This is a genomic window from Hwanghaeella sp. (assembly GCF_965227365.1).
Lineage (GTDB): Bacteria > Pseudomonadota > Alphaproteobacteria > UBA8366 > Aestuariispiraceae > Hwanghaeella.
In genome coordinates this window covers 4,744,918-4,771,583 of sequence record NZ_OZ245754.1, presented here as the reverse complement: position 1 = coordinate 4,771,583, position 26,666 = coordinate 4,744,918, and the positions used below count along the sequence as shown (strand labels likewise).

Sequence of the window (26,666 nt, the reverse complement as noted above, 5' to 3'; positions counted from 1 at the left end):
GTATGAGTGAAGGCAAGGAAAAAGAAAGCGGCGGCAAACTGACCCTGGGTAAGCCGGGACGTTTGGAACTGCAGAAGACCGTCGACAGCGGGCAGGTTCGTCAGAGCTTCAGCCATGGCCGGACTAAGACCGTGAAGGTCGAGAAGAAGCGCAAGCGGACCTTCGAACGGAACGAATCCGGACGGATGGAACGCGTCGGCGCCGACGGCAAGCCGCGGGGCGGGCAGGATCCGCACGCATTGGACGGGCTGTCCGCCGCGGAGCGTGACCGTCGCCTGAAGGCCCTGGAAGGGGCCGCGAAGGTCGAGGAAGAACGCCAGGCCGCCCTGCGTGAGCAGGAGCGCCGTGCACAGGAACAGCGCGAAGCCCGCGAAGCGGAAGAACGCCGCCGCGCCGAAGAGGAAGAGCGCCGCAAGGCTGAGGAAGCCGCCCGCGCCGCCGAGGAAGAGGCAGCCCGCAAGGCCGCCGCCAAACCGGCCCGCAAGCCGGCACCGGCCGAAACGACCCCTGCCGATGTCGTCGATCCGGAAACCGCCGAAGCCGCCGCGAAGCGCGCCAAGGAGAAGGAAGCCGGGCCGAAGCAGGACGACCGCGAAAAACAGCGCCAGACTCCGGCGCGGCCGCGCGGCGAACCCCGCCGCCGTCAGGGCAAGCTGACCATCTCGCAGGCGCTTGAGGGAGAAACCGAGGAAGAACGCGGCCGGTCGCTGGCGGCGCTTCGTCGTGCCCGCGAACGGGAAAAGCAGCAGAACAAGGAAATGCTGGCCCGGTCCGAAAAGGTCATCCGCGAAGTCGTCGTTCCCGAGGCGATCACCGTCGGCGAACTGGCGAACCGTATGGCCGAACGCGGCGGTGAAGTCGTGAAGACCCTGATGAAATTGGGCGTCATGGCGACCGTCAACCAAACCATCGATGCGGACACCGCGGAGCTGGTTGTCAGCGAATTCGGCCACCGCCTGAAGCGCGTGTCCGAATCCGATGTCGAGGACGCGCTGATCCAGCATGTGGAGGATCCGGAAGAACTGCTGCAGCCGCGGCCTCCGGTCGTCACCGTCATGGGCCATGTCGACCACGGCAAGACCTCACTGCTCGACGCCCTGCGCGCCACCGATGTGGTGTCCGGCGAAGCCGGCGGCATCACCCAGCATATCGGCGCCTATCAGGTCGAACTGAAGAGCGGCGATCAGATCACCTTCCTGGACACACCGGGCCACGAAGCCTTCACAGCCATGCGTCAGCGCGGCGCCAACGTGACGGATATCGTGATCCTGGTGGTCGCGGCCGATGACGGCATCCAGCCGCAGACGGTCGAGGCGATCAATCACGCCAAGGCGGCCAAGGCCCCGATCATCGTCGCCATCAACAAGTGCGACAAGCCGGGGTCGGACCCCAACAAGGTCCGTACCCAGCTTCTGGACCACGAGTTGGTGGCCGAAAGCCTGGGCGGGGATATCATCACCGTCGAAGTCTCGGCCCTGAAAGGCACCAACCTCGACAAGCTTGAGGAAATGGTCCTGCTGCAGGCGGAACTGCTGGAATTGAAGGCCAACCCGAACCGCCGCGCCGAAGGGGCGGTCGTCGAAGCCAAGCTGGAGAAAGGCCGCGGCTCGGTCGCGACCGTCCTGATCCAGCACGGTACGCTGAAAGTCGGCGACACCTTCGTGGCCGGTGCCGAATGGGGCCGTGTCCGCGCCCTGATCGACGACAAGGGTCGGAACATCAAGGAAGCGGGTCCGTCCATGCCGGTCGAAGTTCTCGGCCTTCAGGGAACGCCGTCCGCCGGTGATGACTTTGCCGTTCTGGAAGACGAAGCCAAGGTTCGGGAAATCGCCGAATACCGGCAGCGCAAGCAGCGTGAAGCGGCCACGACGGTCGCGGCGCGGGGCACGCTGGAGCAGATGTTCAGCCAGATCAAGGCCGGCGAGGTCAAGGAACTGCCGTTGGTCATCAAGGCCGACGTTCAGGGGTCGCTGGAAGCGATCATCGCCTCGCTGGACAAGCTGGCGACGGACGAAGTCAAGGTTCGCGTGCTGCACGGAGCCGTCGGCGGGATCACCGAATCCGATGTCATCCTGGCCAATTCAACGGGCGGGATCATCGTCGGCTTCAACGTCCGCGCCAATCCGCAGGCCCGCGAATTGTCGCGCACCAACGGCGTCGATATCCGCTACTACTCGGTGATCTACGACGTGATCGACGACGCCAAGCAGATCATGGGCGGCCTGTTGGCTCCGGAGAAGCGCGAGAACTTCCTGGGCTACGCCGAAATCCGCGAGGTGTTCAACATCACCAAGGTCGGCAAGATCGGCGGCTGCATGGTCACGGAAGGCATGGTCAAGCGCGGCGCCAAGGTGCGTCTGCTGCGCGACGATGTCGTGATCCACGAAGGTGCTCTGAAGCAGTTGAAGCGCTTCAAGGACGATGTCCGCGAAGTTCAGCACGGCTATGAATGCGGCATGGCGTTCGAGAATTATGACGACATCAAGGTCGGCGACTTCATCGAATGCTACGAGGTCGAGGAAATCGCCCGCGAACTCTAGGCGCGCATTCCAAAAGGCAATCGGGCGGCCGCCCGGCGCAAGCGTTGGGCGGCCCCTGAAATGCCGGCAAGAAACGGATTACTGAAATGAATCGCGGCAAAGGACCGTCCCAACGGCAATTGCGCGTCGGTGAGGAGCTTCGCCACGCCTTGTCCGAAGTCTTTCAGCGCGAAGGGTTTCGCGACCCGGCGCTACAGGGGGTCATCCTGACCGTGACCGAGGTCCGGCCGAGCCCGGATCTGCGTAACGCGACCGTCTTCATCAGCCCGCTGGGCGGCGGAGACATCAAGGCGATCCTGGCCGGATTGCGGCGGGCGTCGCACTTCCTGCGGGGCGAGGTCGCGCGCCGCATCCACCTGAAATACATGCCGGACTTCTCGTTCAAGGCGGATACCTCCTTCGACGAAGCCGCCAAGATCGACGCCGCCTTGCGTGACCCGGTGGTCGCCCATGACGTTCACGGCGATGACGATCATGATGAAGATGACGCCGATCGGTCGGACGACGATTTCGGCCCGGCGGACCGGTAAGACCTTTTCTGATCATGGGGCGGAAGCGCAAAGGCAACCCGGTACACGGCTGGGTCATTGTCGATAAACCGGCCGGCATCGGCTCCACGCCGGTGGTTGGTAAGGTGCGCCGATACTTCAACGCCCAGAAAGCCGGTCACGGCGGCACATTGGATCCGTTCGCCAGCGGCGTCCTGCCGATCGCGCTGGGCGAGGCCACCAAGACCATGGCGCATATCGTCGACGGTCTGAAAACCTACGAATTCACCGTTGCCTGGGGAACGGAGACCGACACGCTGGATATTGACGGCGAGGTCACCGCAACATCACCGGTTCGGCCGACCCGGGAAGAAATCGAAGCGGCTTTGCCAGGCTTCATCGGCACAATCGAACAGATTCCGCCCGCCTTTTCCGCCATCAAGGTGGACGGTCAGCGGGCCTATGACCTGGCCCGATCGGGGGAACAGCCGGAACTGGCCCCGCGCGAGGTGGAGGTGATCGACCTCGACCTGATCGACATGCCCGACGCGGACCACGCGCGCTTCACCATGACCTGCGGCAAGGGCACCTATGTGCGGGCGATCGGCCGGGACCTGGCGAAGAAACTGGGCACGGTCGCGCATATCTCGTTGCTGCGGCGGACCCGTGTTGGCCCGTTCCGCGCGGAAAACGCGGTTCCCTTGGCCGAATTCGACTTGGATTCCGGCGAAAACACGTCCTTTTCGCTTGAAGCTTTGGGGGAAAACGCGCATAAGGCCGCGCGTCAGCGGCATTTGTTGCCGTTGCAGGCAGCGCTGGACGGCATCCCGGCGATTGCCTTGAGCGAAGCGGAAGCGATGCGCCTGCGAAACGGGCAGGCTGTATCCCTTCTTCGTAAACTGGACCTCGAAAGAGTGAGCGGTATCGGGCCGGGCGAGATTGCCCTGGCGACGACCGCCGATAGGGCCCTGGCCCTTGTCCGGTTCGAGAAGGGCGCATTGCACCCGGTTCGCGTCTTCAATTTGTAAAAACCGCGATGCCGCGAAAGGAAGTTTGAATATGTCCATTACTGCTGAACGCAAGGCAGAAGTCATCACGAAATTCGCCGGTGCCGAGAAGGATACCGGCTCCCCCGAAGTCCAGGTCGCCATTCTGACCGAACGGATTACGAACCTGACCGAACACCTGAAGACCCATGCGAAGGATTTCCATTCCCGTCGCGGTCTGCTGGTGATGGTCGGTAAGCGCCGCCGTCTTCTGGACTATGTCCGCAAGAAAGACGAAGAGCGTTACAAGACCCTGATCGGGGAACTCGGAATTCGGCGTTAATCCGCCGATGGCAAGGGGCGCGCGGTTCAACCGGCGCCCCTTTTCGCATGGCCCTTACGGCACGATTTTTTAAGACCTCCGTGCCGGAATATGGGGCCGAACAGGAGGAACCGTCTCTCCCATGGCTTGTATCGGACGTTGGTCCGCCGCGGCATGAGCCCCCGGCGGATGTTGTGCGTTCGGTCCCATCCGTAACCGCCGGCGAGGAGCGCCGGCATAACGATTTCGGGCGCTGTGAGATGACATAGCCCGGGTACGGATCGGGAAGCAGATGAGGGGACGTTCCTGCCGTTACCGCAATCAGGCGGTGCGGCCAACGTAGGTATGTGAAGGAAGAAACGAACAGATGTTCACCATCCACAAAAAAGAAATCGAATGGGGCGGCCGTACGCTGACCCTTGAATCCGGGCGTATCGCCCGCCAGGCCGACGGTGCGGTGCTGGTCACCTATGGCGGCACCAAGGTGCTGTGCACGGCGGTTTTCGCCAAGTCCGAACGCCCCGGCATCGACTTTTTCCCGCTGACCGTCAATTACCAGGAAAAGACTTTCGCCGCCGGCAAGATCCCGGGCGGCTTCTTCAAGCGCGAAGGCCGGCCCAGCGAAAAGGAAACGCTGACCTCCCGTCTCATCGACCGCCCGATCCGCCCGCTCTTCGTCAGCGGTTTCCGGAACGAAACGCAGGTCGTCTGCACGGTCCTCGCGCATGACATGGAAAACAACCCGGACATCGTCGCCATGATCGGCGCCAGCGCCGCGCTGACGATTTCCGGCGCGCCCTTCATGGGCCCGATCGGCGCCGCCCGCATCGGCTACATCGACGGCGAGACCGTTCTGAACCCGACCCAGGACCAGATGGAAGACAGCCAGTTGGATCTGGTCGTCGCCGGTACGCAGGAAGGCGTACTGATGGTCGAGTCGGAAGTTCAGGAACTGAACGAAGATCAGATGCTGGACGCGGTCATGACCGCCCACCGTTCGTTCCAGCCGGTGATCGACATGATCATCAGCCTGGCCGAAGCCTGCGCCAAGGAACCCTTCGAGATGCCGGAAGCCGATCCGGAAGCCGAAAAGGTTGCCCAGCGTCTGGCCGAAATCGCCGAAGCCGGCCTGCAGGAAGCCTATTCGATCACGACCAAGGTCGACCGCGTCGCCGCGGTTTCCGAAGTCAAGAAGGCCGCCATGGCCAAGATCGAGGAAGAAGAGCTTTCCGTCGAACTCGCCGCCAAGGCGTTCAAGGGACTGGAATCCAAGGTCGTTCGCGGCAACATCCTGAAGACCGGCAAGCGTATCGATGGCCGCTCGACCACCGATGTCCGCCAGATCGATTGCCAGGTCGGCGTCCTGGACCGTTCCCACGGTTCCGCCCTGTTCACCCGTGGCGAAACCCAGGCGCTGGTCGTCACCACGCTGGGCACCGGCCAGGATGAGCAGATCATCGACGCCCTGGAAGGCGAGTACCGCGAAAACTTCATGCTGCACTACAACTTCCCGCCCTATTCGGTCGGTGAAGCGGGCCGCATGGGGTCCCCGGGCCGCCGCGAAATCGGTCACGGCAAGCTGGCTTGGCGCGCCATCCACCCGATGCTGCCGTCGAAGGAGGATTTCCCCTACACGGTCCGCGTCGTTTCCGAGATCACCGAATCCAACGGTTCTTCCTCGATGGCGACCGTTTGCGGCACCTCGATGGCGCTGATGGATGCGGGCGTGCCGCTGAAGGCGCCCTGTGCCGGTATCGCCATGGGCCTGATCAAGGATCCGGAAGGCGTTGCCGTCCTGTCCGACATCCTGGGTGACGAAGATCACCTGGGCGACATGGACTTCAAGGTCGCCGGTACCGAGAACGGCATCACCTCGCTGCAGATGGACATCAAGATCACCTCGATCACCGAGGACATCATGAAGACCGCTCTGGCCCAGGCGAAGGACGGTCGTATCCACATCCTGAACGAGATGGCCAAGGCGATCACGGCCGGCCGCGACTCCGTCGCGTCCACCGCGCCGCGCATCACCACCATCACCATCCCGCGTGAGAAGATCCGTGAAGTCATCGGCACGGGCGGCAAGGTGATCCGCGAGATCACCGAAACCACCGGCGCCAAGATCGACATCGAGGACGACGGCACGATCAAGGTCGCGGCGGTCGATGAAGCCGCCGGTCAGGCGGCCCTCGACTGGATCCACTCCATTGTGGCGGAGCCGGAGCCGGGCGTGATCTACAAGGGCAAGGTCGTGAAGGTCGTCGATTTCGGCGCTTTCGTGAACTTCCTGGGCAGCCGTGACGGTCTGGTTCACATCTCCGAACTGGCCGACGGTCGCACCGCGCAGGTCACCGACGTCTGCAACGAAGGCGACGAGGTTTACGTCAAGTGCCTCGGCATCGACGAACGCGGCAAGGTTCGCCTGTCCATGCGTGTCGTCAACCAGGAAACCGGCGAAGAGCTGGAAGACACGCGTCCGCCGAAGGAAGAGGGCGACGAAGGCGGCGAACGCCGTCCGCGCCGTCCGCGCCGCCGGGACTGATTACCGGACGCAGGCTTAACACAAGTCGTGGAAAGGGCGGTCTTCTGATCGCCCTTTTCATTTGCGCGTGGAGCCGGCCGCGACGGGCAGACCTTGAAACCTGGGGAGACTCAGGCTCCTATTGCGGTATTGATCGACATTCATTTTCCGGACCGGACCGATGCGCAAGACCCATTCGCTCTTCATGGCAGCCGTGGCGACAAGTGCCATGCTTTTCCTTGTCGGCTGCACGCCGGTCGGCGTTGCCGTCGGGGCGGGGGCCACCGTCGGGTCCGTCGCGCTGGAGGAACGCGGCTTTCAACAAGGCGTGAAGGATCGGGTGACCGAAGCGGCGATCTCAAAACGGCTGTTTGATTACAACCTGGACGCCTTCGCCGACGTCAATGTGGAAGTGGTCGAGGGCCGCGTGCTGTTGACCGGCCGGGTCGAAACGCCGGAACACCGCGTGGAGGCGGTCCGTTTCGCCTGGTTGGAGGAAGAGGTCGTCGAGGTCATCAATGAAATCCGCGTCGGCACCTCCGATGACGGTTTGGCCGATACCGGCAAGGATGCCTGGATCGCGACCCAACTGCGCACCAAGATCACTCTCGATTCCCAGGTCAAGGCGGTGAACTATTCCGCCGAGGTTGTGGACGGCACCATCTTTCTGTTCGGCATCGCCCAGAACGAAAGCGAATTGAAGCGCGTGGTGGCGCATGCCCGCACCATCGAGAATGTGCGCCGGATCGTGCCCGACTATGTGCGTATGAAGGACGACCCCGCCCGTGCCGGGTGACGCACCGCGATCAGTGAAACCGACCGACCCGAAGGCCGTGCTTCGGCATCTTCGCCCTGATGCGGAGAACCGCCTGCCGCTTGCCCGGGCCGCGTTGGCGGTCGCCCTGCTGGACCCGGTGAACGTGAAGGCGGCGGATCATCTGGACGAGGCGATGAGCCATCTGGACGCGGTCGCCGCTGATGCTGCAGCGATGTTGGAAGAAGGGGAGGGCGATGTCGAAACGATCGCCGCCGCGCTCAACCATGCGATCCTCGACCGGTCGGGATATCACGGCGATTCCGAGAGTTACGACGATATCCAGAACGCCAATCTGTTCCGGGTGATCGAACGCCGCTGCGGGCTGCCCGTTACCTTGGGGATCATCTACATCCATGTCGGGCGGGCGCTCGGCTATCAGGTCGACGGCCTCGCCTTTCCCGGTCATTTCCTGATCCGGCTGGAAGCCTCCGGCGGCCGCGCCATCCTGGATCCCTTCTTCGGCGGCGTTCAACGCGACGCGGCCTCTCTGCGAGACCTGTTGAAGACGGTGCAGGGCCAGGACGCGGAATTGGACCCGGCCTATTACGAGCCGGTCGCGGATATCGACGTGCTGAACCGCGTGCAGAACAATATCAAACTGCGCCTGATGCAGGCGGACAGGAAACAGGAAGCCGCGACGGTCTGCGAAACCATGCTGATGTACAATCCGCGCGACGCCGTTCTTTGGCGGGAGGCTGGATTGCTGCATGCGGATACCGGCAATATGCGCGCCGCGCTCGCCGCGTTGTCGAACTTCGTGGACATCGTGCCCGAAAGCTCGGAACGTCGGCAAATCATGGCCCTGATGCGCGAACTGCGCCTGAAACTGAACTGACGGCACGGGTCCTCAAATCCGTCCTCCCCACCACATCACGGCAAATTCAATACGAAGCGGTTCCAAAGCCGCTATGGTTGGTTCATGTCTGATCGATTGTTCAAAACGGGTGTCGTGGGAAGCCTCGTCGCGGCGATCTGTTGTTTTACACCGGTCCTGGGTCTTGTCCTCGCTGCGGTCGGCCTATCCGGATTGATTGTGTATGCGGATGTCGTGCTTCTTCCCGCGCTTGCCGCCTTTCTGTTGATAACAGCGATTGCCTTATGGAAAAGAGCCAAAAGAAAATCGCCGCCACCTCCCGGCTGACCTGCCCCGAATGCGGTCAGGTGACGGAGGAGGTGATGCCGACCGATGCCTGCCAATGGTTCTACGACTGCAAGCATTGCGGCGCGGTGCTGAAGCCCAAGCCCGGCGATTGCTGCGTCTTCTGCTCCTACGGCGATACGCCCTGCCCGCCGATCCAGCTTGGGCAGTGCTGCTGACCGGACACGGGTCTGCATGTCGCCCTAATCCTAATGCGCAGGGCACTTTTGCCGCGGCCCTACTGGACCCGCGACACGCGGGGCGCTACATCACCCGGTAACCAAACGATACTTTCAGGTGGGAGCGTCCGCTCATGTCCCTTTCCGTCGCCATCCAAATGGATCCGATCCACGCCATCGACATCGATGGCGACAGCACCTTCGCCCTGGCCCTCGAGGCCACGAAGCGCGGACATACGCTGTACCACTACCTGCCTCGGGATTTGAGCTTGAAGCAAAGCAAGGTCGTTGCCCATGCGCGGCCGTTGGAAGTGCGCCGCATGAAAGGCGACCATTTTACCCTGGGCGAGCAGGCGGAAATGAACCTCGCCGATGTCGACGTCGTGCTGATGCGCCAGGACCCACCTTTCGACATGTCCTACATCACCGCGACCCATATCCTGGAGCATATCCACCCCAAGACGCTGGTGGTGAACGACCCCTTTTATGTGCGCAACGCGCCGGAGAAACTGCTGGTCACCCATTTCCCGGACCTGATGCCGCCGACGCTGATTACCAGCAACCGGGACGACATTCTGGAATTCCGGGCCGAACACAAGGACATCATCCTGAAGCCGCTCTACGGCAACGGGGGCGCCGGCGTCTTCCACCTGAAACCGGGGGACGAGAACCTGAACAGCCTGCTGGAACTGTTCACCCAGTTGTTCCGCGAACCGATCATCGCGCAGCGCTACATGCCGGAGGTCCGCAAGGGCGACAAGCGCATCATTCTGGTCGACGGTAAGGCGGCGGGCGCGGTCAACCGCGTGCCGGCCGAGGGCGAGTCGCGGTCGAACATGCATGTCGGCGGCCGCCCCGAAAAGGTCGGCATGACCAAGCGGGAGCTGGAAATCTGCGAGGCCATCGGCCCGACCCTGAAGGAACAGGGCCTGATCTTCGTCGGCATCGACGTGATCGGCGACTACCTCACCGAAATCAACGTCACCAGCCCGACCGGCCTGCAGGAAATCGGCCGCTTCGACGGCGTCAGCCTGGAAGCCCAGATCTGGGACGCGATCGAGGCGCGGCTTTAGGAACGGTTCCTTACAAAGAAAGACGGCCGGGCGATTAACCCGGCCGTTTTCATTTCTGCGGTCAGCAGTGTTTACAGCCGCGGCTTTTCGACGCCCGCCAATTCACAGCAATAGTCGGCAAGACCCGAGAAATCCTTGCCGCCCCAACCGGACGCGCGGGCGCCGGAGAGGGCTTCGCGGGCCGCGGCGGCGACCGGCATCGGCACCTTCGCCTTGTTTGCGGATTCGACGATCAGCGTCAGGTCCTTATGCGCCAGATCGATCTGGAAACCCGGTTCGATATCGCCCTGGAAGACCTTGGTCGCGTAGTTCATCTTCAGCTGGCCGTTGGTCGCGCTGGTGCCGTGGATGACGTCCAGCGTGGTCGCGAGGTCGAGGCCGAAGGCCTTGGTCAGTGCCATCGCTTCCGCATTCATCCAGCAGGAGGTGATGGCCAGGAAATTGTTCACCAGCTTGGCGCGTGTGCCGGCCCCCGGCCCGCCGCAATGCAGGATGGTGGTGCCCATGGCTTCCAACATCGGTTTCACGCGCTCGAAGATTTCCTTGTCCGCGCCAACCATGAACAGGCTCTCGCCCTTGTCCGCGTGGCTGGCCAGACGGCCGATCGGCGCATCGACGAAATGCACGCCCTTTTCCTTACAGGCGGCGGCGACCTTGTCGGTCACTTCCGGCAGGATTGTGGAGAGGTCCATCATGATCGACCCCGGTTCCAGATTGTCGAGGATACCGCCCGCGCCGAGGACGACCGAGTCCACTTCCGCCGGGCCCGGCAGCACGGTGATGCAGCAGGCCGCGCCCTTGGCCGCATCCGGCGCCGAGGCGACCTGTTCACAGGTATTGAACTCGGTGAAGGGCTGCTGCTGTTCCGGCCGCGTGTCGAATACGTTCAGTGCAAAGCCCTTGCGCGCCATGTTCAGCGCCATCGGCTGACCCATCCGGCCCAAGCCCACAAATCCGATCCGGTCCGACATGTTCTTTCACTCCCTTCGGTTGGGCCGACCCGTTACCGGTCGGCGCATTGCTCTTGGCAGATTATTCCGGGCGGGAGAGTAGCGTGCGCGTCACGGGGCAGGCCAGCGTGATCGGATGGAAAAGCGGGCCCTCTCGGTCCGTGCTCTTTTGCCGGGGTTTCACAGATTGAAAGAGGCCTGAGATTCCTCTTGCAAGCAATTCATCTAAATGGAACATAACACGAACAAATAAAGGAGAGGTAATCGCATGAAACCCCGGATCAGCATGGTCTCGCTCGGCGTGAAGGACGTCGCCGCTTCCGCCGGCTTCTACCGCGAGGGGCTCGGCCTGCCGCAGATCGAGAGCCCGCCGCAAGTGGCCTTCTTCAAACTGGACGGCGCCTGGCTCGGCCTGTGCGAACGAGAGCATCTGGCCAAGGATGCCGGCGTTTCCTCCCGCGGTCAGGGCTATACCGCGATCAATCTCTGCCATAACGTCGTCACGGAGCGCGAGGTCCGTCGCGTGATGGAGGACGCCGTTCATGCCGGCGCGGCAGAGGTCAAGAAACCGCAACCCGCGTCCTGGGGCGGCTATCACGGCTATTTCGCCGATCCGGACGGACATTTGTGGGAGGTCTGTTACAACCCGTTCATGTGGGTCGGCCCGCCGGACAAGAGGGCGTAAGCTGTTGAGCTCGGGAGAGAAAAATGTCGGACTGTGTGTTCTGCAGGATCGTGCGGGGAGAGAGTCCCGCCCATGTGGTGCACGAGGACGATCACGTCCTGGCCATCATGGATATCGGCCAGGTCAATCCGGGCCATGTTCTTATTCTGTCGAAACCGCATGTGGAAACCATGCTGGACGCCGAGGAGGACCTTGCCGCCCATTTGTTTCGGATCGCCAACCGCATAGCCAAGGCAGCGCAGCATGCGCTGCCGTCTGACGGGCTGACCATTCTGCAAGCGAACCGGCCGGCGGGCTTCCAGACGGTGCCGCATCTTCATCTGCACATACTGCCGCGCTTCGAGGCAGACGGGGTCGACCTTGTCTGGCCGGCGAAGAATCCGCCGCAGGACGTGCTGGCCAGCTATGCCGCGACGCTGCGGAAGACCCTGACCCGATAATCGAAAGGCCTTCTGCGCGCGTGACGGTATCCCTGCGCGCCATGCATCAAGTTCTGCGATTTCTGTCCGCAAGCAGGCGCTTGATATCGGCGATCTCGGTCATCAGGCGGTCGAGCCGCCGTTCCAGGGCAACCGAATCCGCATGGATCGCCGCGGTCTGCGCATCCATTTGCGCATCAATATGAGCGTCCAGTTCCCGCTGTTCCGCCAGGTGCTGGGACTGCATGGCATCGACGATGATCCCGATGAACAGGTTCAGCACCGTGAAACTGGTGACCAGGATAAAGGGCACGAAGAAAATCCAGGCGAGCGGAAACTGTTCGAGCACCGGCCGGGCGATCCCCATCGACCAGCTTTCCAGCGTCATCACCTGGAAAAGCGTATACATCGACGCCCCGATCGTGCCGAACCATTCGGGGAAGGCGGGTCCGAATACCTTGGTGGTGATGACCGCGCCGACATAGAAGATCAGCAGGATCAGCAACCCGACCGATCCGATGCCCGGAATGGCCGACAACAGCGCCTGTACCACGCGCCGCATCGACGGCACCACGGAGAGCAGACGGAACACCCGGAGTACCCGCAGCGAACGCAGAACGGTGAGCGGACCGGAGGCCGGGATCAGCGCAATGCCGACGATGATGAAATCGAAGAGGTTCCATCCGTCGAGAAAGAAGCGCCAATGGCGGTACAGCAACTTTCCGAGAATTTCGAAAACGAAGACGGTCAGCACCGCCTTGTCGAAAAGATGCAGCCAGTCCCCGTAAGTCGCCATGATGCCGGGGACGGTTTCAAGGCCCAGGGTGATCGCATTGGCGATGATCAGGCCCGTGACGAAGGTCTGGAACCAGACGCCTTCGACGAATTTTCCGAGTTTTTCTCGTGCTGCGAACATGGTGACCGATAGCTGATGGACGGGTAGATTGGCGGCACTTGGAAGTAAGGGCCGCACTCCCGCTTTGCAAGCCGGTCAGGGCCCGTCTTGTACAGGTACCGTGTTTCGCTTTGCGGGAGCTGTCGGGGAGGGCGGGGGACGTTCTCTAGCCGGGCGGGCGGCCCGACAGGGCCTGCTGCAACTGCCAGGCAAGTTTGGCGCGCTGGACGCTGCCATCGGTACCCCGGGGGATTTGCTGGGCTTCTATCACCTTCAGTCGGCCCAGCCCGGGCGGCAGGAATGCCGGCGCCTCCTTGCGGATCCGTGCCGCGTCTTCCGGCGTTTCGGTCAGGACCAGCATGGTCAGCACGGGCGCCGCGCCGCCGCCATTCGAATGCGTGCCCGCCAGCAGGCAGATATCCACCGCCGGCAAGGCTTCCAGCAAAGCTTTTTCCAATACATTCAACGAGTATTTCGTTCCGGCAATGTCCAGGTAGTCCTCGACCCGTCCCGCCAGGGTCAACCGCCGGCGATCATATAGGACGCCGATATCACCGGGATAGAACCAACCATCGCGGAACATCCGGGCCGAGGTTTCGGGATCCCCCAGATATCCGTCGACAACGCCCGCGCTCCGCAATCTGATCTGTCCCTGGGACCCGATCCCGGATCGGCCGTCGGCATCCACGACCTCGACCTCCACACCCGGAAAGACCGTGCCGACACCGTCATCATCCATGCTGCAGATGCCGCCGGCCTCGTTGGTGCCGTAACTTTCCGAGATCTCCTCCGCCAACAACTGCCGCGCCTTCGCCCGAACCGGTTTGGCGGCCGGCGCGCCGATGGTGAAGACTTGCTTCAAACGCGGATCCAGGGGCTTTTCTCCCCGTGCGGCGAGAAGCTGATCCATCTGATTGGGCATGAAGGTCGCATGGGTGACGCCATAGCGTTCGATGTCCTGGGTCAGCTCGTTCGGATTGCCGCATAGGCAGGTACCCCCCATTCGGATACAGCTGGTCGCGTGGACATGAAAAGCCTGAATGCCGAAACCGGCGGTCATCAGGTAACGGGAATTCCGGTCCATCGTCGTGCGGAACCGGAATTGACGCAGCCAGAAATCGTGCACCTTTCCGGTATGCACCATCAATTGCAGGATGCCCATGGTGCCGTAGCTTTTAACGATCCGTACCGGTGCGTCGGCGGCAAAACGGACCGTGGTCGGGATATCCGTCGGTTCCCGGCGGGCAACGGCGGCAAGCCAGTCCTGGTCGGTGACATGAATGGCGGGTCCGCCTGCGGCGGCCACCTGGCTCAGATCGGCTTCCGGCGAACAGATCACCCGGTCCATCGCCGCAAAATGCGCCTTCAGGGAGGGAAGCTCCGATTGGCTGAAGGAAAGCGTCCCGGCGCCCAAGGCCTCGCAGGCCAGGATCGTGACCCAGTGGCGGTAAAATCCGTTGATCTCGACGGCGACCGTTTCGCCCGTGGAAATCCCGAAATCCGCCAGCGCCCCCGCCACTTTTCCGATATCCCGGTAGAATTCGCGATAGCTGACACCGCGGCCGCCCTCGACAACCGCGACATGTGCGGGCGCGGTCGCGGCATGATAGCCAATATAGGCAACGGTCGATGGGTATTCGGTCACGATGGGCGTCCCGCGACGGTTCGTTTCTTTTTCCGATTGGAACTGTACCGCCAAACAACGCCCGGTGGGAATATCGTTCGGCGCGGCACCGTGCATGCGCAAGCCGACACAATCCGGCCCCGCATTTCCCGCGTGCCTTGGAAGGCGAAGCCTGTATAGTTTTATCAACCATAAGACGGAGCGGGAATTTGGTTGCGCATGTGACGACGGTCGCCTTCCAGGGGGTGGAGACACGGCCGGTCGATGTTCAGGTTCAATTGTCCAACGGGTTGCCCGCCTTTGCTATCGTTGGCCTGCCTGACAAGGCCGTGGCCGAAAGCAAGGAACGCGTCCGCGCCGCTCTCACCGCCATTGGCCTGGCGCTGCCGCCGAAGCGGATCACCATCAATCTGTCACCGGCAGACCTGCAGAAGGAAGGTAGCCATTACGACCTGCCCATCGCGCTCGGTCTGATGCTGGCATTGGAGGTCATTCCCAGCGATGCATTGGACGGGTTTCTGGTGCTGGGGGAGTTGGGCCTGGATTCCAAACTGGCGCCGGTCAGCGGTGTTTTGCCGGCCGCCATGGCGGCAATGGAAACGGAAAAGGGGTTGATCTGCCCCGCGGCCTGCGGACCGGAAGCGGTCTGGGCCGGCGATTTGGAAGTGCTGGCGCCCATCGACCTGCTGACCCTGGTGAACCATTTCAAGGGCCGCGTTGCCCTTGCCCGCCCGGAAGGTGTCGTCGCCCAGGACACCGACGGGATTCCCGATCTGCGGGACATCAAGGGCCAGGAAGCCGCTAAGCGCGCCATTGAGATCGCCGCTGCCGGCGGCCACAATCTTTTGATGATCGGGCCGCCCGGCGCCGGCAAGAGCATGTTAGCCGAACGGCTACCCGGTATCCTGCCGCCGCTGACGCCGAAGGAGGCGCTCGAGCTTTCCCTGGTACAGAGCGTCGCCGGCATTTTGAAGGAGCAGGGGCTTGCGACGCGGCGCCCCTATCGCAATCCACATCATACGGTCAGCACACCGGCGCTGGTCGGCGGCGGCCAGCGTGCCCAACCGGGTGAAATCAGCCTTTCCCACAATGGTGTGTTGTTTCTGGACGAGCTTCCTGAATTCAATCGTCAAAGTCTGGAATCGCTTCGGCAGCCCCTCGAAACAGGCAAGGCCGTGGTTGCCCGCGCCAATGCCCATGTCACCTATCCGGCGCGCATTCAGTTGATCGCAGCGATGAACCCGTGCCGCTGCGGCCATCTGGACGACCCGGACATGGCCTGCAGCCGGGTGCCGCGCTGCGCCTTGGATTACCAGGCGAAGATTTCCGGCCCGCTGTTCGACCGGATCGACATTCATGTCGATGTGCCGGCCGTGAATCCGGTCGACCTGAGCCTGCCGCCGCCCGCGGAAGGTTCGGCCGAAGTTGCAGCGCGGGTAAAAGCCGCCCGCGATATCCAGACCACGCGTTATGCCGGTGTGACCGGCGCGAAACCGGTCCGCACCAATGCGGATGCCGATGGCACCTTGCTGGAGGAGGTCGCCGCGCCGGACGAACCGGGCCGCGCACTGTTGGCCGACGCCGCGACCAAATTGAAGCTCACCGCGCGTGGTTATCACCGCGTTCTGCGTGTCGCCCGCACCATCGCCGACATGGAGGGTACGGCCCAGGTTCGCCGCCCCCATATTGCCGAGGCTCTGGCCTATCGCCGGATACGCCCAACGGGATAAGAGCCACGGGGTAATGTCCGCACAAGACGCTCGCGCAGCTGTGAGGATGAGTTGATTCGGCCTTGCCGCCGCCGACGTATAAAGAAGCGCCACTTTCACGCAATATCATGTTACCGTTCATTGGATTTGGGGAGAGGTCTTTTCCAAATGAAGATTCTTGGCATATCCGGGTCACTTCGGCGGGCTTCTTTCAACACCGCTTTGGTTCGGTTGGCTTTCAGCAAGCTGACCGATGCAGAGTGCACGTTGGCCGATATTCGACTGCCGCTATTCGATGAGGACCTTGAGGCCGAAGGCACGCCAAGGGAAGTCACGACCCTTGTGGGTCAGATCCGCGCGTCGGACGGCGTTCTGATCTCCACGCCCGAATACAACAAGAACCTGCCGGGCGGCTTGAAGAATGCGTTGGATTGGATAAGCCGGGACGACGACCAGCCCCTGAACGGCAAGCCGGTGGTGATCATGTCCGCCGCGGCCGGACGCGCCGGCGGCGAACGGTCACAGTATTCCCTGCGCCATTGCCTGACGCCTTTCAATCCTCGCATCATGCAATTGCCGGAATTGATGGTTGCCCAAGCCGGCAAGGCCTTTGATGCGGATGGCCGGCTGGTCGATGAACGCACCGACAAGGCCCTCGACCGGCACGTCGCGGCGCTACGCGATCTGATCGGGGCCGACAGATGAGCGCCGCGGGCCTGATCGCCGCAGCCGAAATTTGGCTGGCGATCGGCGCAGTCGTCGCCCTTGCCTTCCTGTTTGTCGGTCTCGACCGTGTCGAACCCAATGCCAGGGGCGGCTACGTCTTCCGTGTACTGATCGCGCCGGGATTGTGCCTGCTTTGGCCTATTGTCCTCTGGCGTTGGCGTCTCATCGCATCCAATCGGGAGGACTGGCACAACCGACATTCGCCGCAGCGCGGAGCGATCGGCTGGATGGGTTTCGGTATGGCCGCCGTGATTGTACTGATCCTTTTGACCGCGCTGCTCGTCCGACCGGTGCAGGACCTGCCGCCGCCGCAGAAGATCGGGTCTATCGAACGGGTGAGCACGTCATGAGTGTTCGTTACATCCCGGTCCAGTGGAATCGAAACAAGTGGATCTACGACGGTGTTCTTCTGGCTGCCGCTTTCGTCTATATCGCCTTCTTCCTTTATCTTACCCCCGCGCTTGCCGACCATTCGCGCCCGGTCGATGCACAGATCTGGCGGGCCCGGGCGTTCGGCACCTGCGCTTTCCTGATGCTTACCGTCATTCTGGCGATCGGACCCTTGGCGCGGCTCGATACGCGCTTCCTGCCGCTGCTCTACAATCGCCGGCATTTCGGTGTGCTGACGTTTTTCATCGCGTTGAGCCATGCGCTGTTCGTTCTGGATTGGTATTTCGCATTCAGTCGCACACCGAAATTGGAAGCCCTTCTCGGATCCAATACATCCTTCGGACAACTGGTCGGTTTTCCGTTCGAGGTTCTGGGCATCGCCGCACTGCTCGTGCTGGCCGTAATGGCCTTCACCAGCCACGATTTCTGGCTCAACTTTCTGGGCCCGAAACTTTGGAAGCGGCTGCATCTTCTGATCTATCCGGGCTATCTCTGCGCCACGGCACATCTCGCGTTCGGCGCCTGGATCGATCAAGGAAGCCTGGGGTTGAGCCTGCTGCTTTTCGGCGGTGCCGGCACGGTGGCCGTTCTTCACGCGCTTGCCGCCGTGAGCGAGCGCAGGCACGCGACCCAAGCCATCCGCACCGATTCCGGCGGGTGGATCGATGTGTGCCCGCCGTTGGAAATCCCGGACAAGCGTGGACGCATCATCGTGTTATCCCCGGACGAACGTGTGGCGGTGTTCCGCAATGGTGATACCTTCGCCGCTGTGGCCAATGCTTGTGCCCATCAGAACGGGCCCTTGGGCGAGGGCAAGATCGTCGGCGGCTGCATAACATGTCCCTGGCACGGCTTCGGCTATCGGATGGAGGACGGGCGGTCGCCGCCGCCCTTCACGGAAATGATTCCGACCTATCGGCTGCGCCTGAATGACGGGATGCTGCAGGTCCATGGCTCGGCCAACCCGCCCGGCACCTATCAGGAACCGGTCCGGTTGAGCGGCACCGCATCTCTGGAAGGGGGCCCTGCATGAAGCCGAACGCGCCTTTCTTCGTCGGCTGGGCCGGCAGGATCCCGAAGCAGCTCAAGCTGTTCCTGAGCACGGTCTGTGTTTTCATTGTGATCGGCTTCGCTGGCATGTCGTTGGTGACCGGCGCAACCCAGGAGGACCCTGAAGGCGGTCGTTTCCGGTTCGACTTCGGCCGACAGGATCTGCAAGGGGTGGTGATCGGCGGTCCCTATCCCGCGCTTTGGGTGACACAAGGAACCGAGGCCGTCCCCGCTGGACAAGCAATCCTTTTGAATGGGAATGGTAAAACCGGCGTTCAGGACAGGATCAACGGTCTTGCCGGAAAAGCCGTCGCGGCCAGTGGCATCGTAATGGAACGCGGGACGCTTCGGATGCTGCAGCTTGCCGGTGGCAAGCAGGGTCTGTCACCGATCGAAGCGACCGTTGCGGTTGGGCCTCCCGCCGCACAGGATCTGGGCCGTTGGCGCCTATCGGGTGAAATCTGCGACGGTCGCTGTGTGGTCGGCGCCATGCGGCCGGGGGAAGGGCTTGCGCATAAGGCCTGTGCAAATCTGTGCATCAGCGGCGGCCAGCCGCCGATCTTCGTTTCCGCGCATCCGGTGCAAGGGGAGACTTTCTTTCTGATGATGGAAACCGGCGGCAAGCCGGTGTCGAACTCCGTTCTGAATCGCACCGCGGAACCAGTCACCCTGGAGGGCGCCCTGACGCGCATCGGCAATATGATGGTTTTGACGGTTGACCCGCAGACCATAACCCGGCCATGACCGAGGAATTGGGACCATGATTACCTTACGGCACATACTGGGTCTCGGCCTTTTCATCCTCACGGCCGCGTTGATCTATGGCGCCTGGACCTGGTTTCCCGATTTCGCACGCTGGGAACCCATCCGCCCGATCCGCGCCATCCTGATGGAATGGCGACTGCCGATTGTCGCGGTAGGATCCTTCCTGTTCCTGACCCTTGCCGAATGGGCCTATTCCAAGACCCAGCATCCAGATCACGAAGATTGATCGACCGGCCACGGCATTCCTCACCCTGCTGGCCGATGCCTAAAGCAAACCGAAAATTACCGCGCGGGTTGTTACCGCAACTTGAGTGGCGCCCACACCATCGCCGACAAGAACGGTAGGCCCTGTTCCGCGGCCCTCATATTGCTGAAGACCCCGCCTATCCGGGGTCAAATTCAACGGTGTATACCCACTGCGGCAAATTGCATGTACATTCTTATTTTATTAGGTGCTAATATTCAGCCAAGTTTGATCTCTTGCACCTCATCGGAGAACGGCATGTCCGGGCGGAAAATAGCCTTTGTCCTTGCTTTCACATGTGTTCTCTTTTCGCACGGCGCTGCCATGGCTCAGACCGATACGCTTTCTATCAGCGTCTCTCAGGTTCCTCCCTACGCGACCCCGGAACGGGACGGTTTCGAAGATAGCATTGCCACGGAAATGTATGCCCGCTTGGGCTTCAAGGTTCGATTTCGAGACGTACCGGCCGAACGTGGCCTGCAGGACCTGGACCATGGCATTGACGACGGCACATTGGCGCGGAACCCGGGAATGGCGAATAGATATCCGAACCTGGTACAGTTCAACGAGCCGGTTCTGGAACGGCATTATGTCGCCTTCAGCAAGGGGCTGATCCTGGACACATCCGATTGGACGAGTCTTGCAGATTACAGGGTCGGTATCGTCATTGGCTGGAAAATCCTTGAACGCAACATCACGAAGGCAAAAGCCCTGATCAAGGTTCGCGATAGCGAAACCCTTTTCCGGATGCTTGAACGCGAACGGATTGACGTTGCTGTTTTCAATAAATGGGGCGGGCTCGGCAAGATCGAGGAACTTGGCATCAAGGGTATTGTTGCCCATGAACCGCCTTTTGCGAAACGTTCGGTCTACTACTATGTGCACAAATCACGCGCGGACCTGGCCACACGCGGAAGCGCCATACTGCGCGAGATGAAAGCGGACGGGACCTATCAGAGAATTTTCGACGCGACACTCGGCACGGTCACAACTCCTGCTTCCTGACGTTGTTGGCGCAAGCCTCTGGATCCTTCAATAAATTGCTCCACCGACCTATTCGGCCTTAGTCTTCCATCCGAACAAGAAATTTGGCGTCCTTTAACCGACGAGATGTGGTGGGAGATTACATGCCCTTAGGCTTCATTACATTGTTGCTGGTCTGCCAGTTGGCCGGCGAAGTGATCCGGCTGGCGCTGGATCTTCCTATCCCGGGGCCGGTGATCGGGATGGCATTGCTGTTTGCCGGGCTCGTCGTGAAAGGATCGGTGCCGGAGGGATTGAGTGCAGCCTCATCAGGACTGCTGCAGCATCTGGCCATGTTGTTCGTCCCGGCCGGCGTGGGTGTTATTACCCATATCGGGTTATTGAAGTCGGAATGGCAGCCGGTCGCCGCCGCCCTGGTCGGCAGCACGGTGGCCGCCATCGTCGTCACCGCCCTGGTCTTGAAACTGTTGATGCCGAAAAACGGCACGGCCGGAAAGACGGGTGAACCCGAATGAACGGCACCGCGCGCGATATCTGGGTTTATTTATCCGCAAGCCCCTTGGCCGGGCTGACCTTTACTCTGGTCGCCTACCAGATCGGTCTTTGGATCCATAACCGCTGTGATCGCCATCCACTTGTGAACCCCGTGCTGATCGCGGTTGCGCTTCTTTCCGGCTTGTTGATCCTCACCGACACCGAATACGGCGTCTATTTCGATGGCGCGCAATTCGTCCACTTTCTTCTGGGGCCCGCCACGGTGGCCCTGGCCGTGCCGCTCTACCGGCAATTCGCCCACGTAAAACGTTCCGCCGCCGCGCTAGCCGTTGCCCTGGTCGCAGGGTCGCTCACGGCTGCGGGGTCTGCGGTCATGATCGCCTGGATGATGGACGCGTCCCGGGAGTTGCTGGTCTCTCTCGCCCCGAAATCAGCAACGGCGCCGATTGCCATGGCGATTGCAGAGGATATGGGCGGGTTGCCGACATTGACCGCCGTGCTTGTCATGCTGACTGGGATCATCGGGGCAGCCTTCGGCACCGGTATCCTGTCGCTGATCCGCGTCCGTGACCCGCGCGTGCTGGGCTTCGCCCTGGGACTCGCATCCCACGGGATCGGCACCGCGCGTGCCGTGCAACTGGGCGAAACTGCCGCCGCCTTTTCCGGCCTTGCCATGGGAATGAATGGATTGGCGACTGCCGTGCTGCTGCCGTTGATCGCGACCTTGCTGTTATAGGCGCACGAATTTACGGCCATACAGCGTTATGGGGCGCGTCCCGATCAATCCGGTCGTCCGAACCACCATAAAATGTTGCGGTGCATTATCCACAATCTATCGTTACACAAGCAGATGACCCGGAAGCGTGGAGATTGGGGCATCCCCGGGGCTCTGCTGACCGCCTAGGCCCAGGGGAGGGGCGCGTCCGCAGCGGTGTACCTCGCCTACTCCCCAAGCCGTTAACGCGGAGATTAGGCCAGCCCAATACAAAAGCGCTTTCGGGTCGCCCCCATACGGCTGCGCGCCTGTCCTAATCCCCCTGCAGCGTAGCGCCCAAGATATGCTCGCTTTTGCCGATCACATGATGGGTCGAACCGACAATCAAAGGATCCGGCCCGTGAACCACTTCTTCGTCCTTGCCGGGATAAGGCAGGGTCGACAGGAAATGCTGCATGCAATTGATGCGGGCGCGTTTCTTGTCCGAGGATTTGATGATGGTCCAAGGGGCATCCGCGGTGTCGGTATAGAAGAACATCGCTTCCTTCGCCTCGGTATAGTCATCCCACTTCTGCAATGAGGCGACGTCGATCGGCGAAAGCTTCCACTGTTTCAGCGGATCCCGTTTGCGTTGGGTGAAGCGGCGTTTCTGCTCTTCCTGCGTGACGGAGAACCAATATTTGTAGAGCCGTATTCCCGATCGGGTCCACATCCGCTCCAGCTCCGGGATCTGCCGCATGAATTCCAGATAGTCGTTCGGATCGCAGAACCCCATCACGCGTTCGACCCCGGCCCTATTGTACCAGGACCGGTCGAACAACACCATTTCGCCCGCCGTCGGCAGATGTTCGACATAACGCTGGAAATACCACTGACCCTGTTCCTCGATCGTCGGCTTTTCCAACGCGACGACGCGGGCGCCGCGCGGGTTCAGGTGCTCCATGAAGCGTTTGATCGTGCCGCCCTTGCCGGCCGCATCGCGACCTTCGAAAAGAATGACGATCTTCTGACCCGTTTCCTTCACCCAGCGCTGAACCTTCAGCAGTTCGACCTGCAATTCGGCTTTGTGCTTTTCATAGACCACGCGTTTGATCTTGGTGTGGTAAGGATACTCGCCATTTTCGAAGAGGCGGCGGATGGTTTCCGGATCGTGCCGCATCTCAGCCAGATGATGCAGTTGCGCCCCGCCATCGGGGCGCGCCGGAGTATCGCCTTCCAGTGCAGACGGCTTGTCCGGTGTCGGACCCGCGGTCTGTTCCTCGGCCGATTTTGCCATCGCCGCGTCTTTCTTGGCCGCCTTGGCCTTTGCCGCTTTGACCTTCGGCTTGCGGGTGGTGGGATTTTTCACCGGCATCTTTTCCGGTGCATCGACCTTGGCGGCATCGACGCTGGCCGATGCCTCTTCTTTTGCTGCGCTCATTGCTTCTCCCCAAGCTAATATGCGCATTAAATCAGAATCTTATTAAAGCTTCGTTGATCCTGATCAAATTAGGGGCACTTTTTCAGACCTCGTCCAGGAAGATGCATCGGCGTGCCGGGGGTACGGTCCCTGTTAATACTAAAATAAGGTAAATATTGCGCGTTACCTCACCGACCTGAACGGCGCCAGCAGCAGATCCGCAAGCGACAGGTCGCACGGTTCATCCTGCAAGCCGATCGGCATCTCAGTCCAGCGCTCCGTATTAGATCGCGAGCCGAACAAAGGATCCCAAAAACTGAACAAGGTGCCGTAATTGGAATCCGTGTCCGGTCGGATCGCATGGTGATGTACCCAATGGATACCGGGCGTGATGATGACCTTGGAGAGCGCTTTTTCCACGCGTGCGGGCAGCCGCGCGTTGGAATGGTGAAAGATGGAGCAGAGCAGGACGACGGATTCGAATACCAGGACGGAGGTGAAAGGAATATCCATCAAGCCAATGAAGACGCCGCGCGTGACGGCCGATAAAAGGACCTCCCCGAAATGGAAGCGGACCGCGGTCGTCACATCCAGATGCCGGTCGAAATGATGAACCTGATGGAAACGCCACAGGAAAGGTACTTCGTGGTTCACCCGGTGCCAGACATAGATGAAAAGATCCAACAGCAGGATATCCAGGACCAAACCGCCCCAACCGCCGAACGCGGATGCCATCCAATCCGGCCGCCAAGCGGGCCCATGCGCGGCCATGAAGGCGCTGAGTGGCAGTACGATCAAAGGGGAGAGCAGGAAATTCATGCCGAACAGGGCGCCGTTCCGCAGCCAGCGGGCCAGTCTGCCCGCTCTCCTGTCGGCAGGCATATCGGCTTCCGTGCCGCCGGTCTTCGCCTGAACCCACTCATGCGCGGCGGGCCGCAAACGTTCCAGGACGAACCAAATCAGAAACCAGGCCCCGACGATCGCGCCCTTGAACAACAGCAGTGTTTCGACCGCGGTGTCCATGCTTTCTTCCCGTCCGTTCTCCGACCGGATCGCACCGGTCGGTTATTCTTCCTATGACGCCAAGTCGGAAATATAGCGCAATTTCCGGGGTGCTCTATCCGCCCGCATCCGGTAGATAATTCGATGGGTAATCCAAACGCCGGAAAGCGGCCGGGGCATCTGATCGGTTACGCCATCGCCCCGCAATTTGCCAGCCGCGTCGGCGCCGAGACGGTTCAGAAATAGGTGATCGCCATGCAATCCGCGCTGATCGGTGTTTCAGGTTGTGCCATCGAAGACGAAGGCAACCGCTTTTATGTCAAGGTGGGCGACAAATACGTGAATGCCATCGCCGGGGCGGCGGAGGCGACGCCGATGATCATCCCGCCGCTGGGCGATGTGCTCGACCTGGACCTGATGCTGGACCGGCTGGATGGGCTATTCCTGACCGGCAGTCCATCGAATGTGGAACCGCACCACTATGAAGGCCCGGCCTTCCGCGACGGCGTCAAACGCGATGCCCGGAGGGATAGTACCACCCTGCCGCTGATCAAGAAGGCGATCCAGCGCGGCATGCCGGTTTTCGCGGTCTGCCGCGGGCATCAGGAATTGAACGTCGCGCTGGGCGGGACGCTGCACCAACACGTTCAGGAATTGCCCGGCAAGCGCGATCACCGGGTCAATAACGACCTGGATTACATGGGCCAGTACGATGTCGCCCATTCGATCACGATCCGTCCGGACGGCCCCCTGGCCGCCCTTGCCGGCGCCACCGAAGCCAACGTCAATTCCCTGCATTCCCAGGCGATTGATCGCCTCGCCCCCGGACTGTTGGTCGAGGCGGAAAGCCCCGATGGCGTGATCGAGGCGGTGTCGATGCCGTCGGCCAAGGGTTTTCTGCTCAGCGTCCAGTGGCATCCGGAACACCCGGTCGCGCTGACCTGGACGCTCAGCAAGGCGATGTTCGCCGCATTCGGCGACGCTGCCCGCGCCTATGCCGCGAAGCGATACCAATCCGGTGCCGCCGCCTGACGCACAATTCTCTATCTGACTGTCATTTGCCTCACCTGGAAGGATCCCGCCGATGCGCCTGGCCACCTGGAACATCAACTCCGTCCGACTTCGCATGCCGATCGTGGCGCAATTCACGGAAAGCCATAAGCCCGACGTTCTGTGCCTGCAGGAGACCAAGGTCGAGGATTCCAAATTCCCTTTGGAGGACATCAAGGCGCTCGGCTACGAGCACGTCCTGTTTCGCGGGATGAAGGGTTATAACGGCGTCGCGGTCCTGTCCCGCTTACCGCTTGCCGATAGCGGCAGTCGCGACTGGGCGGGCAAGGAGGATTGCCGGCATCTGGCCGTCGATGTGGACGGCAAGTTCGAACTGCATAATTTCTATGTTCCCGCCGGCGGCGACGAGCCGAATCCGGAGGTGAACGAGAAATTCGACCACAAACTGCGTTTCGTCGATGAAATGCGCGACTGGTTCAAATCCGATCGCAAGGCGGACAAGCCGATGGTGCTGGTGGGCGACCTGAACATCGCCCCGCTGGAAAACGACGTCTGGTCCCACAAGCAGTTACTGAAAATCGTCAGTCACACACCGATCGAGGTGGAGAAACTGACCGCGGTGCAGAACGGGATGAAATGGGTCGATGCGGTTCGGGACAAAATCCCGGAGCCGGAAAAGCTTTATAGCTGGTGGAGTTACCGGTCCCGCGACTGGCGCGCCGCGGACAAGGGACGCCGACTGGACCATGTTTGGGTGACCGAACCCCTGGCCGGGGCGGTATCGGGCGTCGAGATCGTCAAGGATGCGCGTGGCTGGGAAAAACCGTCGGACCACGTCCCCGTGATCGTCGATTTCAAGCTCTAGATCCGGCCGCCCGCTTAAGGGTCTCCCGGTTGCCCCAGCTTCGGAAGAAATAGCGTCCTTCCTGAACGCCCTCGGGAAGCGGGATTTCTTCCGCCCCGGACAGTGGAATCTTCTGGTCGCTGAGCACGATTGCGCCGGGATGAAGCAGGGTCGGCAGAATTTCCGCCATCCGCCGCGCGACACGTGCATCCGCCAGGGGATTGCCGGTACCGATGTCGCTGTGCACCAGCACTGCCGGTTCCGGTAGAAGGGTTGCCGCTCTGGCAAGGGTTTCCGGGATTTCGCCGAGGATCAGATGTGCATCATCCGGCGTGCTGTCCGGATGCGCCGCGACCTGGCGGTCGAAGACAAAGATCTCACGGTTCGGCAACAGGGCCCGCAGATGATCGAAGGTGCGCCCGTTCCCAAGCCCGATTTCGAGCACCACACCTTCCCGGCCGTCGATCATTTCCGCGGCTTTGTTCAAGCAGGCACGCTGTGCCGTCAGGCGTCGGATGAATGAGTCCAGTCGTGACACGTCTCTTCCCTTCGCGATCCAGGCAGCCATGCGCTACCGACCTACCCTATCTGAGAGGGATCATCGAAATTCCAACCGCCGACCGTCCAACAATATCGTGAACAGGCCGGAAATCGCTGGATTTCGGCGTTTTTTTACCGGTCACGCTTCCGTGCGG

Annotated in this window: 29 protein-coding genes; 23 read left to right on the top strand and 6 right to left on the bottom strand. The window is 61.5% G+C overall.

Annotation, left to right across the window (positions count from 1 at the left end):
* Positions 1-2 precede the first annotated feature (2 nt).
* The 10 genes from infB to gshB all read left to right on the top strand — a co-directional run bounded on the left by infB (position 3) and on the right by gshB (position 10,064).
* Positions 3-2,540 (top strand): translation initiation factor IF-2, encoded by a 2,538-nt coding sequence (gene infB / locus ACQK2G_RS21865; RefSeq protein WP_425407159.1) that lies wholly within the window; start codon positions 3-5, stop codon positions 2,538-2,540.
* Positions 2,541-2,626: 86 nt separating this feature from the next.
* Positions 2,627-3,070, top strand: a complete 444-nt coding sequence (rbfA, locus tag ACQK2G_RS21860) for a 30S ribosome-binding factor RbfA (protein WP_425407158.1) — start codon at positions 2,627-2,629, stop codon at positions 3,068-3,070.
* A gap of 14 nt (positions 3,071-3,084) precedes the next feature.
* A complete protein-coding gene (gene truB, locus ACQK2G_RS21855) occupies positions 3,085-4,056 on the top strand; it encodes a tRNA pseudouridine(55) synthase TruB (protein WP_425407157.1) in 972 nt (323 codons plus the stop codon).
* A gap of 31 nt (positions 4,057-4,087) precedes the next feature.
* On the top strand, positions 4,088-4,357 hold the full coding sequence (gene rpsO / locus ACQK2G_RS21850) for a 30S ribosomal protein S15 (RefSeq protein WP_425407156.1): 270 nt from the start codon (positions 4,088-4,090) through the stop codon (positions 4,355-4,357).
* Between the two features lie 346 nt (positions 4,358-4,703).
* Positions 4,704-6,878, top strand: a complete 2,175-nt coding sequence (gene pnp / locus ACQK2G_RS21845) for a polyribonucleotide nucleotidyltransferase (protein WP_425407155.1) — start codon at positions 4,704-4,706, stop codon at positions 6,876-6,878.
* Between the two features lie 160 nt (positions 6,879-7,038).
* The gene (locus ACQK2G_RS21840; RefSeq protein WP_425407154.1) at positions 7,039-7,653 is read left to right on the top strand and encodes a BON domain-containing protein; all 615 of its coding nucleotides are present in this window, start codon (positions 7,039-7,041) and stop codon (positions 7,651-7,653) included.
* Positions 7,643-8,509: a SirB1 family protein gene (locus ACQK2G_RS21835; protein WP_425407153.1), complete on the top strand. Its 867-nt coding sequence runs from the start codon at positions 7,643-7,645 to the stop codon at positions 8,507-8,509. Before ACQK2G_RS21840 ends, ACQK2G_RS21835 begins: the two co-directional genes overlap by 11 nt.
* 84 nt (positions 8,510-8,593) lie before the next feature.
* On the top strand, positions 8,594-8,815 hold the full coding sequence (merF, locus tag ACQK2G_RS21830; protein ID WP_425407152.1) for a mercury resistance system transport protein MerF: 222 nt from the start codon (positions 8,594-8,596) through the stop codon (positions 8,813-8,815).
* Positions 8,773-8,991, top strand: coding sequence for a GDCCVxC domain-containing (seleno)protein (locus ACQK2G_RS21825; protein ID WP_425407151.1), 219 nt, complete (start codon positions 8,773-8,775; stop codon positions 8,989-8,991). The genes merF and ACQK2G_RS21825 overlap by 43 nt, the downstream gene beginning before the upstream one ends.
* 134 nt (positions 8,992-9,125) lie before the next feature.
* Entirely contained in the window at positions 9,126-10,064 is a 939-nt protein-coding gene (gshB, locus tag ACQK2G_RS21820; protein ID WP_425407150.1) for a glutathione synthase, read from the top strand.
* Positions 10,065-10,135: 71 nt separating this feature from the next.
* On the opposite strand, the gene ACQK2G_RS21815 is transcribed toward gshB, so the two are convergent.
* A complete protein-coding gene (locus tag ACQK2G_RS21815) occupies positions 10,136-11,035 on the bottom strand; it encodes an NAD(P)-dependent oxidoreductase (protein WP_425407149.1) in 900 nt (299 codons plus the stop codon).
* Between the two features lie 247 nt (positions 11,036-11,282).
* Between ACQK2G_RS21815 and ACQK2G_RS21810 the strand changes: the two genes are divergently transcribed.
* Together ACQK2G_RS21810 and ACQK2G_RS21805 are read left to right on the top strand one after the other, a co-directional pair.
* On the top strand, positions 11,283-11,699 hold the full coding sequence (locus tag ACQK2G_RS21810; RefSeq protein WP_425407148.1) for a VOC family protein: 417 nt from the start codon (positions 11,283-11,285) through the stop codon (positions 11,697-11,699).
* Positions 11,700-11,722: 23 nt separating this feature from the next.
* Positions 11,723-12,139: an HIT family protein gene (locus ACQK2G_RS21805; RefSeq protein ID WP_425407147.1), complete on the top strand. Its 417-nt coding sequence runs from the start codon at positions 11,723-11,725 to the stop codon at positions 12,137-12,139.
* Between the two features lie 46 nt (positions 12,140-12,185).
* On the opposite strand, the gene ACQK2G_RS21800 is transcribed toward ACQK2G_RS21805, so the two are convergent.
* Positions 12,186-13,034: an ion transporter gene (locus ACQK2G_RS21800; protein ID WP_425407146.1), complete on the bottom strand. Its 849-nt coding sequence runs from the start codon at positions 13,032-13,034 to the stop codon at positions 12,186-12,188.
* 145 nt (positions 13,035-13,179) lie between these two features.
* Entirely contained in the window at positions 13,180-14,658 is a 1,479-nt protein-coding gene (locus ACQK2G_RS21795) for a class I adenylate-forming enzyme family protein (RefSeq protein ID WP_425407145.1), read from the bottom strand.
* A gap of 188 nt (positions 14,659-14,846) precedes the next feature.
* Between ACQK2G_RS21795 and ACQK2G_RS21790 the strand changes: the two genes are divergently transcribed.
* The 9 genes from ACQK2G_RS21790 (at position 14,847) to ACQK2G_RS21750 (ending at position 21,736) form a co-directional block, all read left to right on the top strand.
* Entirely contained in the window at positions 14,847-16,367 is a 1,521-nt protein-coding gene (locus ACQK2G_RS21790) for a YifB family Mg chelatase-like AAA ATPase (protein WP_425407144.1), read from the top strand.
* A 147-nt stretch (positions 16,368-16,514) separates the two neighbouring features.
* Entirely contained in the window at positions 16,515-17,051 is a 537-nt protein-coding gene (locus tag ACQK2G_RS21785) for an NADPH-dependent FMN reductase (protein ID WP_425407143.1), read from the top strand.
* Positions 17,048-17,422: a hypothetical protein gene (locus ACQK2G_RS21780; protein WP_425407142.1), complete on the top strand. Its 375-nt coding sequence runs from the start codon at positions 17,048-17,050 to the stop codon at positions 17,420-17,422. Before ACQK2G_RS21785 ends, ACQK2G_RS21780 begins: the two co-directional genes overlap by 4 nt.
* Positions 17,419-18,495 carry a Rieske 2Fe-2S domain-containing protein gene (locus ACQK2G_RS21775; RefSeq protein WP_425407141.1) on the top strand — a complete coding sequence of 359 codons (1,077 nt, stop codon included), beginning with the start codon at positions 17,419-17,421 and terminating at the stop codon, positions 18,493-18,495. Before ACQK2G_RS21780 ends, ACQK2G_RS21775 begins: the two co-directional genes overlap by 4 nt.
* Positions 18,492-19,256, top strand: a complete 765-nt coding sequence (locus tag ACQK2G_RS21770; RefSeq protein ID WP_425407140.1) for a hypothetical protein — start codon at positions 18,492-18,494, stop codon at positions 19,254-19,256. Before ACQK2G_RS21775 ends, ACQK2G_RS21770 begins: the two co-directional genes overlap by 4 nt.
* A gap of 16 nt (positions 19,257-19,272) precedes the next feature.
* Positions 19,273-19,503: a hypothetical protein gene (locus tag ACQK2G_RS21765; RefSeq protein ID WP_425407139.1), complete on the top strand. Its 231-nt coding sequence runs from the start codon at positions 19,273-19,275 to the stop codon at positions 19,501-19,503.
* 342 nt (positions 19,504-19,845) lie between these two features.
* Positions 19,846-20,526, top strand: a complete 681-nt coding sequence (locus ACQK2G_RS21760) for a substrate-binding periplasmic protein (protein ID WP_425407138.1) — start codon at positions 19,846-19,848, stop codon at positions 20,524-20,526.
* Between the two features lie 122 nt (positions 20,527-20,648).
* Positions 20,649-21,020, top strand: coding sequence for a CidA/LrgA family protein (locus ACQK2G_RS21755; protein ID WP_425407137.1), 372 nt, complete (start codon positions 20,649-20,651; stop codon positions 21,018-21,020).
* Positions 21,017-21,736, top strand: a complete 720-nt coding sequence (locus ACQK2G_RS21750) for an LrgB family protein (RefSeq protein ID WP_425407136.1) — start codon at positions 21,017-21,019, stop codon at positions 21,734-21,736. Before ACQK2G_RS21755 ends, ACQK2G_RS21750 begins: the two co-directional genes overlap by 4 nt.
* A gap of 292 nt (positions 21,737-22,028) precedes the next feature.
* Here ACQK2G_RS21750 and ppk2 read toward each other — a convergent pair whose 3' ends face one another.
* Both ppk2 and ACQK2G_RS21740 read right to left on the bottom strand, forming a co-directional pair.
* Positions 22,029-23,135, bottom strand: a complete 1,107-nt coding sequence (ppk2, locus tag ACQK2G_RS21745) for a polyphosphate kinase 2 (protein ID WP_425407135.1) — start codon at positions 23,133-23,135, stop codon at positions 22,029-22,031.
* Positions 23,136-23,297: 162 nt separating this feature from the next.
* Positions 23,298-24,137 (bottom strand): sterol desaturase family protein, encoded by an 840-nt coding sequence (locus tag ACQK2G_RS21740; protein ID WP_425407134.1) that lies wholly within the window; start codon positions 24,135-24,137, stop codon positions 23,298-23,300.
* 234 nt (positions 24,138-24,371) lie between these two features.
* On the opposite strand from ACQK2G_RS21740, the gene ACQK2G_RS21735 reads away from it, so the two are divergent.
* Together ACQK2G_RS21735 and xth are read left to right on the top strand one after the other, a co-directional pair.
* Entirely contained in the window at positions 24,372-25,148 is a 777-nt protein-coding gene (locus tag ACQK2G_RS21735; protein WP_425407133.1) for a gamma-glutamyl-gamma-aminobutyrate hydrolase family protein, read from the top strand.
* Between the two features lie 52 nt (positions 25,149-25,200).
* A complete protein-coding gene (xth, locus tag ACQK2G_RS21730; RefSeq protein ID WP_425407132.1) occupies positions 25,201-25,992 on the top strand; it encodes an exodeoxyribonuclease III in 792 nt (263 codons plus the stop codon).
* On the opposite strand, the gene ACQK2G_RS21725 is transcribed toward xth, so the two are convergent.
* Positions 25,982-26,509, bottom strand: coding sequence for a class I SAM-dependent methyltransferase (locus ACQK2G_RS21725; protein ID WP_425407131.1), 528 nt, complete (start codon positions 26,507-26,509; stop codon positions 25,982-25,984). The two genes, xth and ACQK2G_RS21725, sit on opposite strands and share 11 nt — an antisense overlap.
* Positions 26,510-26,666: the final 157 nt, after the last annotated feature.

Bases quoted from the DNA above. Each gene is read 5' to 3' on its own strand.
- ACQK2G_RS21750 (WP_425407136.1), top strand. From the start codon at position 21,017: ATGAACGGCACCGCGCGCGATATCTGGGTTTATTTATCCGCAAGCCCC.
- ACQK2G_RS21825 (WP_425407151.1), top strand. From the start codon at position 8,773: ATGGAAAAGAGCCAAAAGAAAATCGCCGCCACCTCCCGGCTGACCTGC.
- ACQK2G_RS21785 (WP_425407143.1), top strand. From the start codon at position 16,515: ATGAAGATTCTTGGCATATCCGGGTCACTTCGGCGGGCTTCTTTCAAC.
- ppk2 (WP_425407135.1), bottom strand. From the start codon at position 23,135: ATGAGCGCAGCAAAAGAAGAGGCATCGGCCAGCGTCGATGCCGCCAAG.
- ACQK2G_RS21815 (WP_425407149.1), bottom strand. From the start codon at position 11,035: ATGTCGGACCGGATCGGATTTGTGGGCTTGGGCCGGATGGGTCAGCCG.
- ACQK2G_RS21765 (WP_425407139.1), top strand. From the start codon at position 19,273: ATGATTACCTTACGGCACATACTGGGTCTCGGCCTTTTCATCCTCACG.
- ACQK2G_RS21735 (WP_425407133.1), top strand. From the start codon at position 24,372: ATGCAATCCGCGCTGATCGGTGTTTCAGGTTGTGCCATCGAAGACGAA.
- pnp (WP_425407155.1), top strand. From the start codon at position 4,704: ATGTTCACCATCCACAAAAAAGAAATCGAATGGGGCGGCCGTACGCTG.
- ACQK2G_RS21770 (WP_425407140.1), top strand. From the start codon at position 18,492: ATGAAGCCGAACGCGCCTTTCTTCGTCGGCTGGGCCGGCAGGATCCCG.
- infB (WP_425407159.1), top strand. From the start codon at position 3: ATGAGTGAAGGCAAGGAAAAAGAAAGCGGCGGCAAACTGACCCTGGGT.
- rbfA (WP_425407158.1), top strand. From the start codon at position 2,627: ATGAATCGCGGCAAAGGACCGTCCCAACGGCAATTGCGCGTCGGTGAG.
- ACQK2G_RS21755 (WP_425407137.1), top strand. From the start codon at position 20,649: ATGCCCTTAGGCTTCATTACATTGTTGCTGGTCTGCCAGTTGGCCGGC.
- ACQK2G_RS21805 (WP_425407147.1), top strand. From the start codon at position 11,723: ATGTCGGACTGTGTGTTCTGCAGGATCGTGCGGGGAGAGAGTCCCGCC.
- ACQK2G_RS21800 (WP_425407146.1), bottom strand. From the start codon at position 13,034: ATGTTCGCAGCACGAGAAAAACTCGGAAAATTCGTCGAAGGCGTCTGG.
- ACQK2G_RS21775 (WP_425407141.1), top strand. From the start codon at position 17,419: ATGAGTGTTCGTTACATCCCGGTCCAGTGGAATCGAAACAAGTGGATC.
- merF (WP_425407152.1), top strand. From the start codon at position 8,594: ATGTCTGATCGATTGTTCAAAACGGGTGTCGTGGGAAGCCTCGTCGCG.
- ACQK2G_RS21760 (WP_425407138.1), top strand. From the start codon at position 19,846: ATGGCTCAGACCGATACGCTTTCTATCAGCGTCTCTCAGGTTCCTCCC.
- xth (WP_425407132.1), top strand. From the start codon at position 25,201: ATGCGCCTGGCCACCTGGAACATCAACTCCGTCCGACTTCGCATGCCG.
- ACQK2G_RS21810 (WP_425407148.1), top strand. From the start codon at position 11,283: ATGAAACCCCGGATCAGCATGGTCTCGCTCGGCGTGAAGGACGTCGCC.
- gshB (WP_425407150.1), top strand. From the start codon at position 9,126: ATGTCCCTTTCCGTCGCCATCCAAATGGATCCGATCCACGCCATCGAC.
- rpsO (WP_425407156.1), top strand. From the start codon at position 4,088: ATGTCCATTACTGCTGAACGCAAGGCAGAAGTCATCACGAAATTCGCC.
- ACQK2G_RS21740 (WP_425407134.1), bottom strand. From the start codon at position 24,137: ATGGACACCGCGGTCGAAACACTGCTGTTGTTCAAGGGCGCGATCGTC.
- ACQK2G_RS21780 (WP_425407142.1), top strand. From the start codon at position 17,048: ATGAGCGCCGCGGGCCTGATCGCCGCAGCCGAAATTTGGCTGGCGATC.
- ACQK2G_RS21840 (WP_425407154.1), top strand. From the start codon at position 7,039: ATGCGCAAGACCCATTCGCTCTTCATGGCAGCCGTGGCGACAAGTGCC.
- truB (WP_425407157.1), top strand. From the start codon at position 3,085: ATGGGGCGGAAGCGCAAAGGCAACCCGGTACACGGCTGGGTCATTGTC.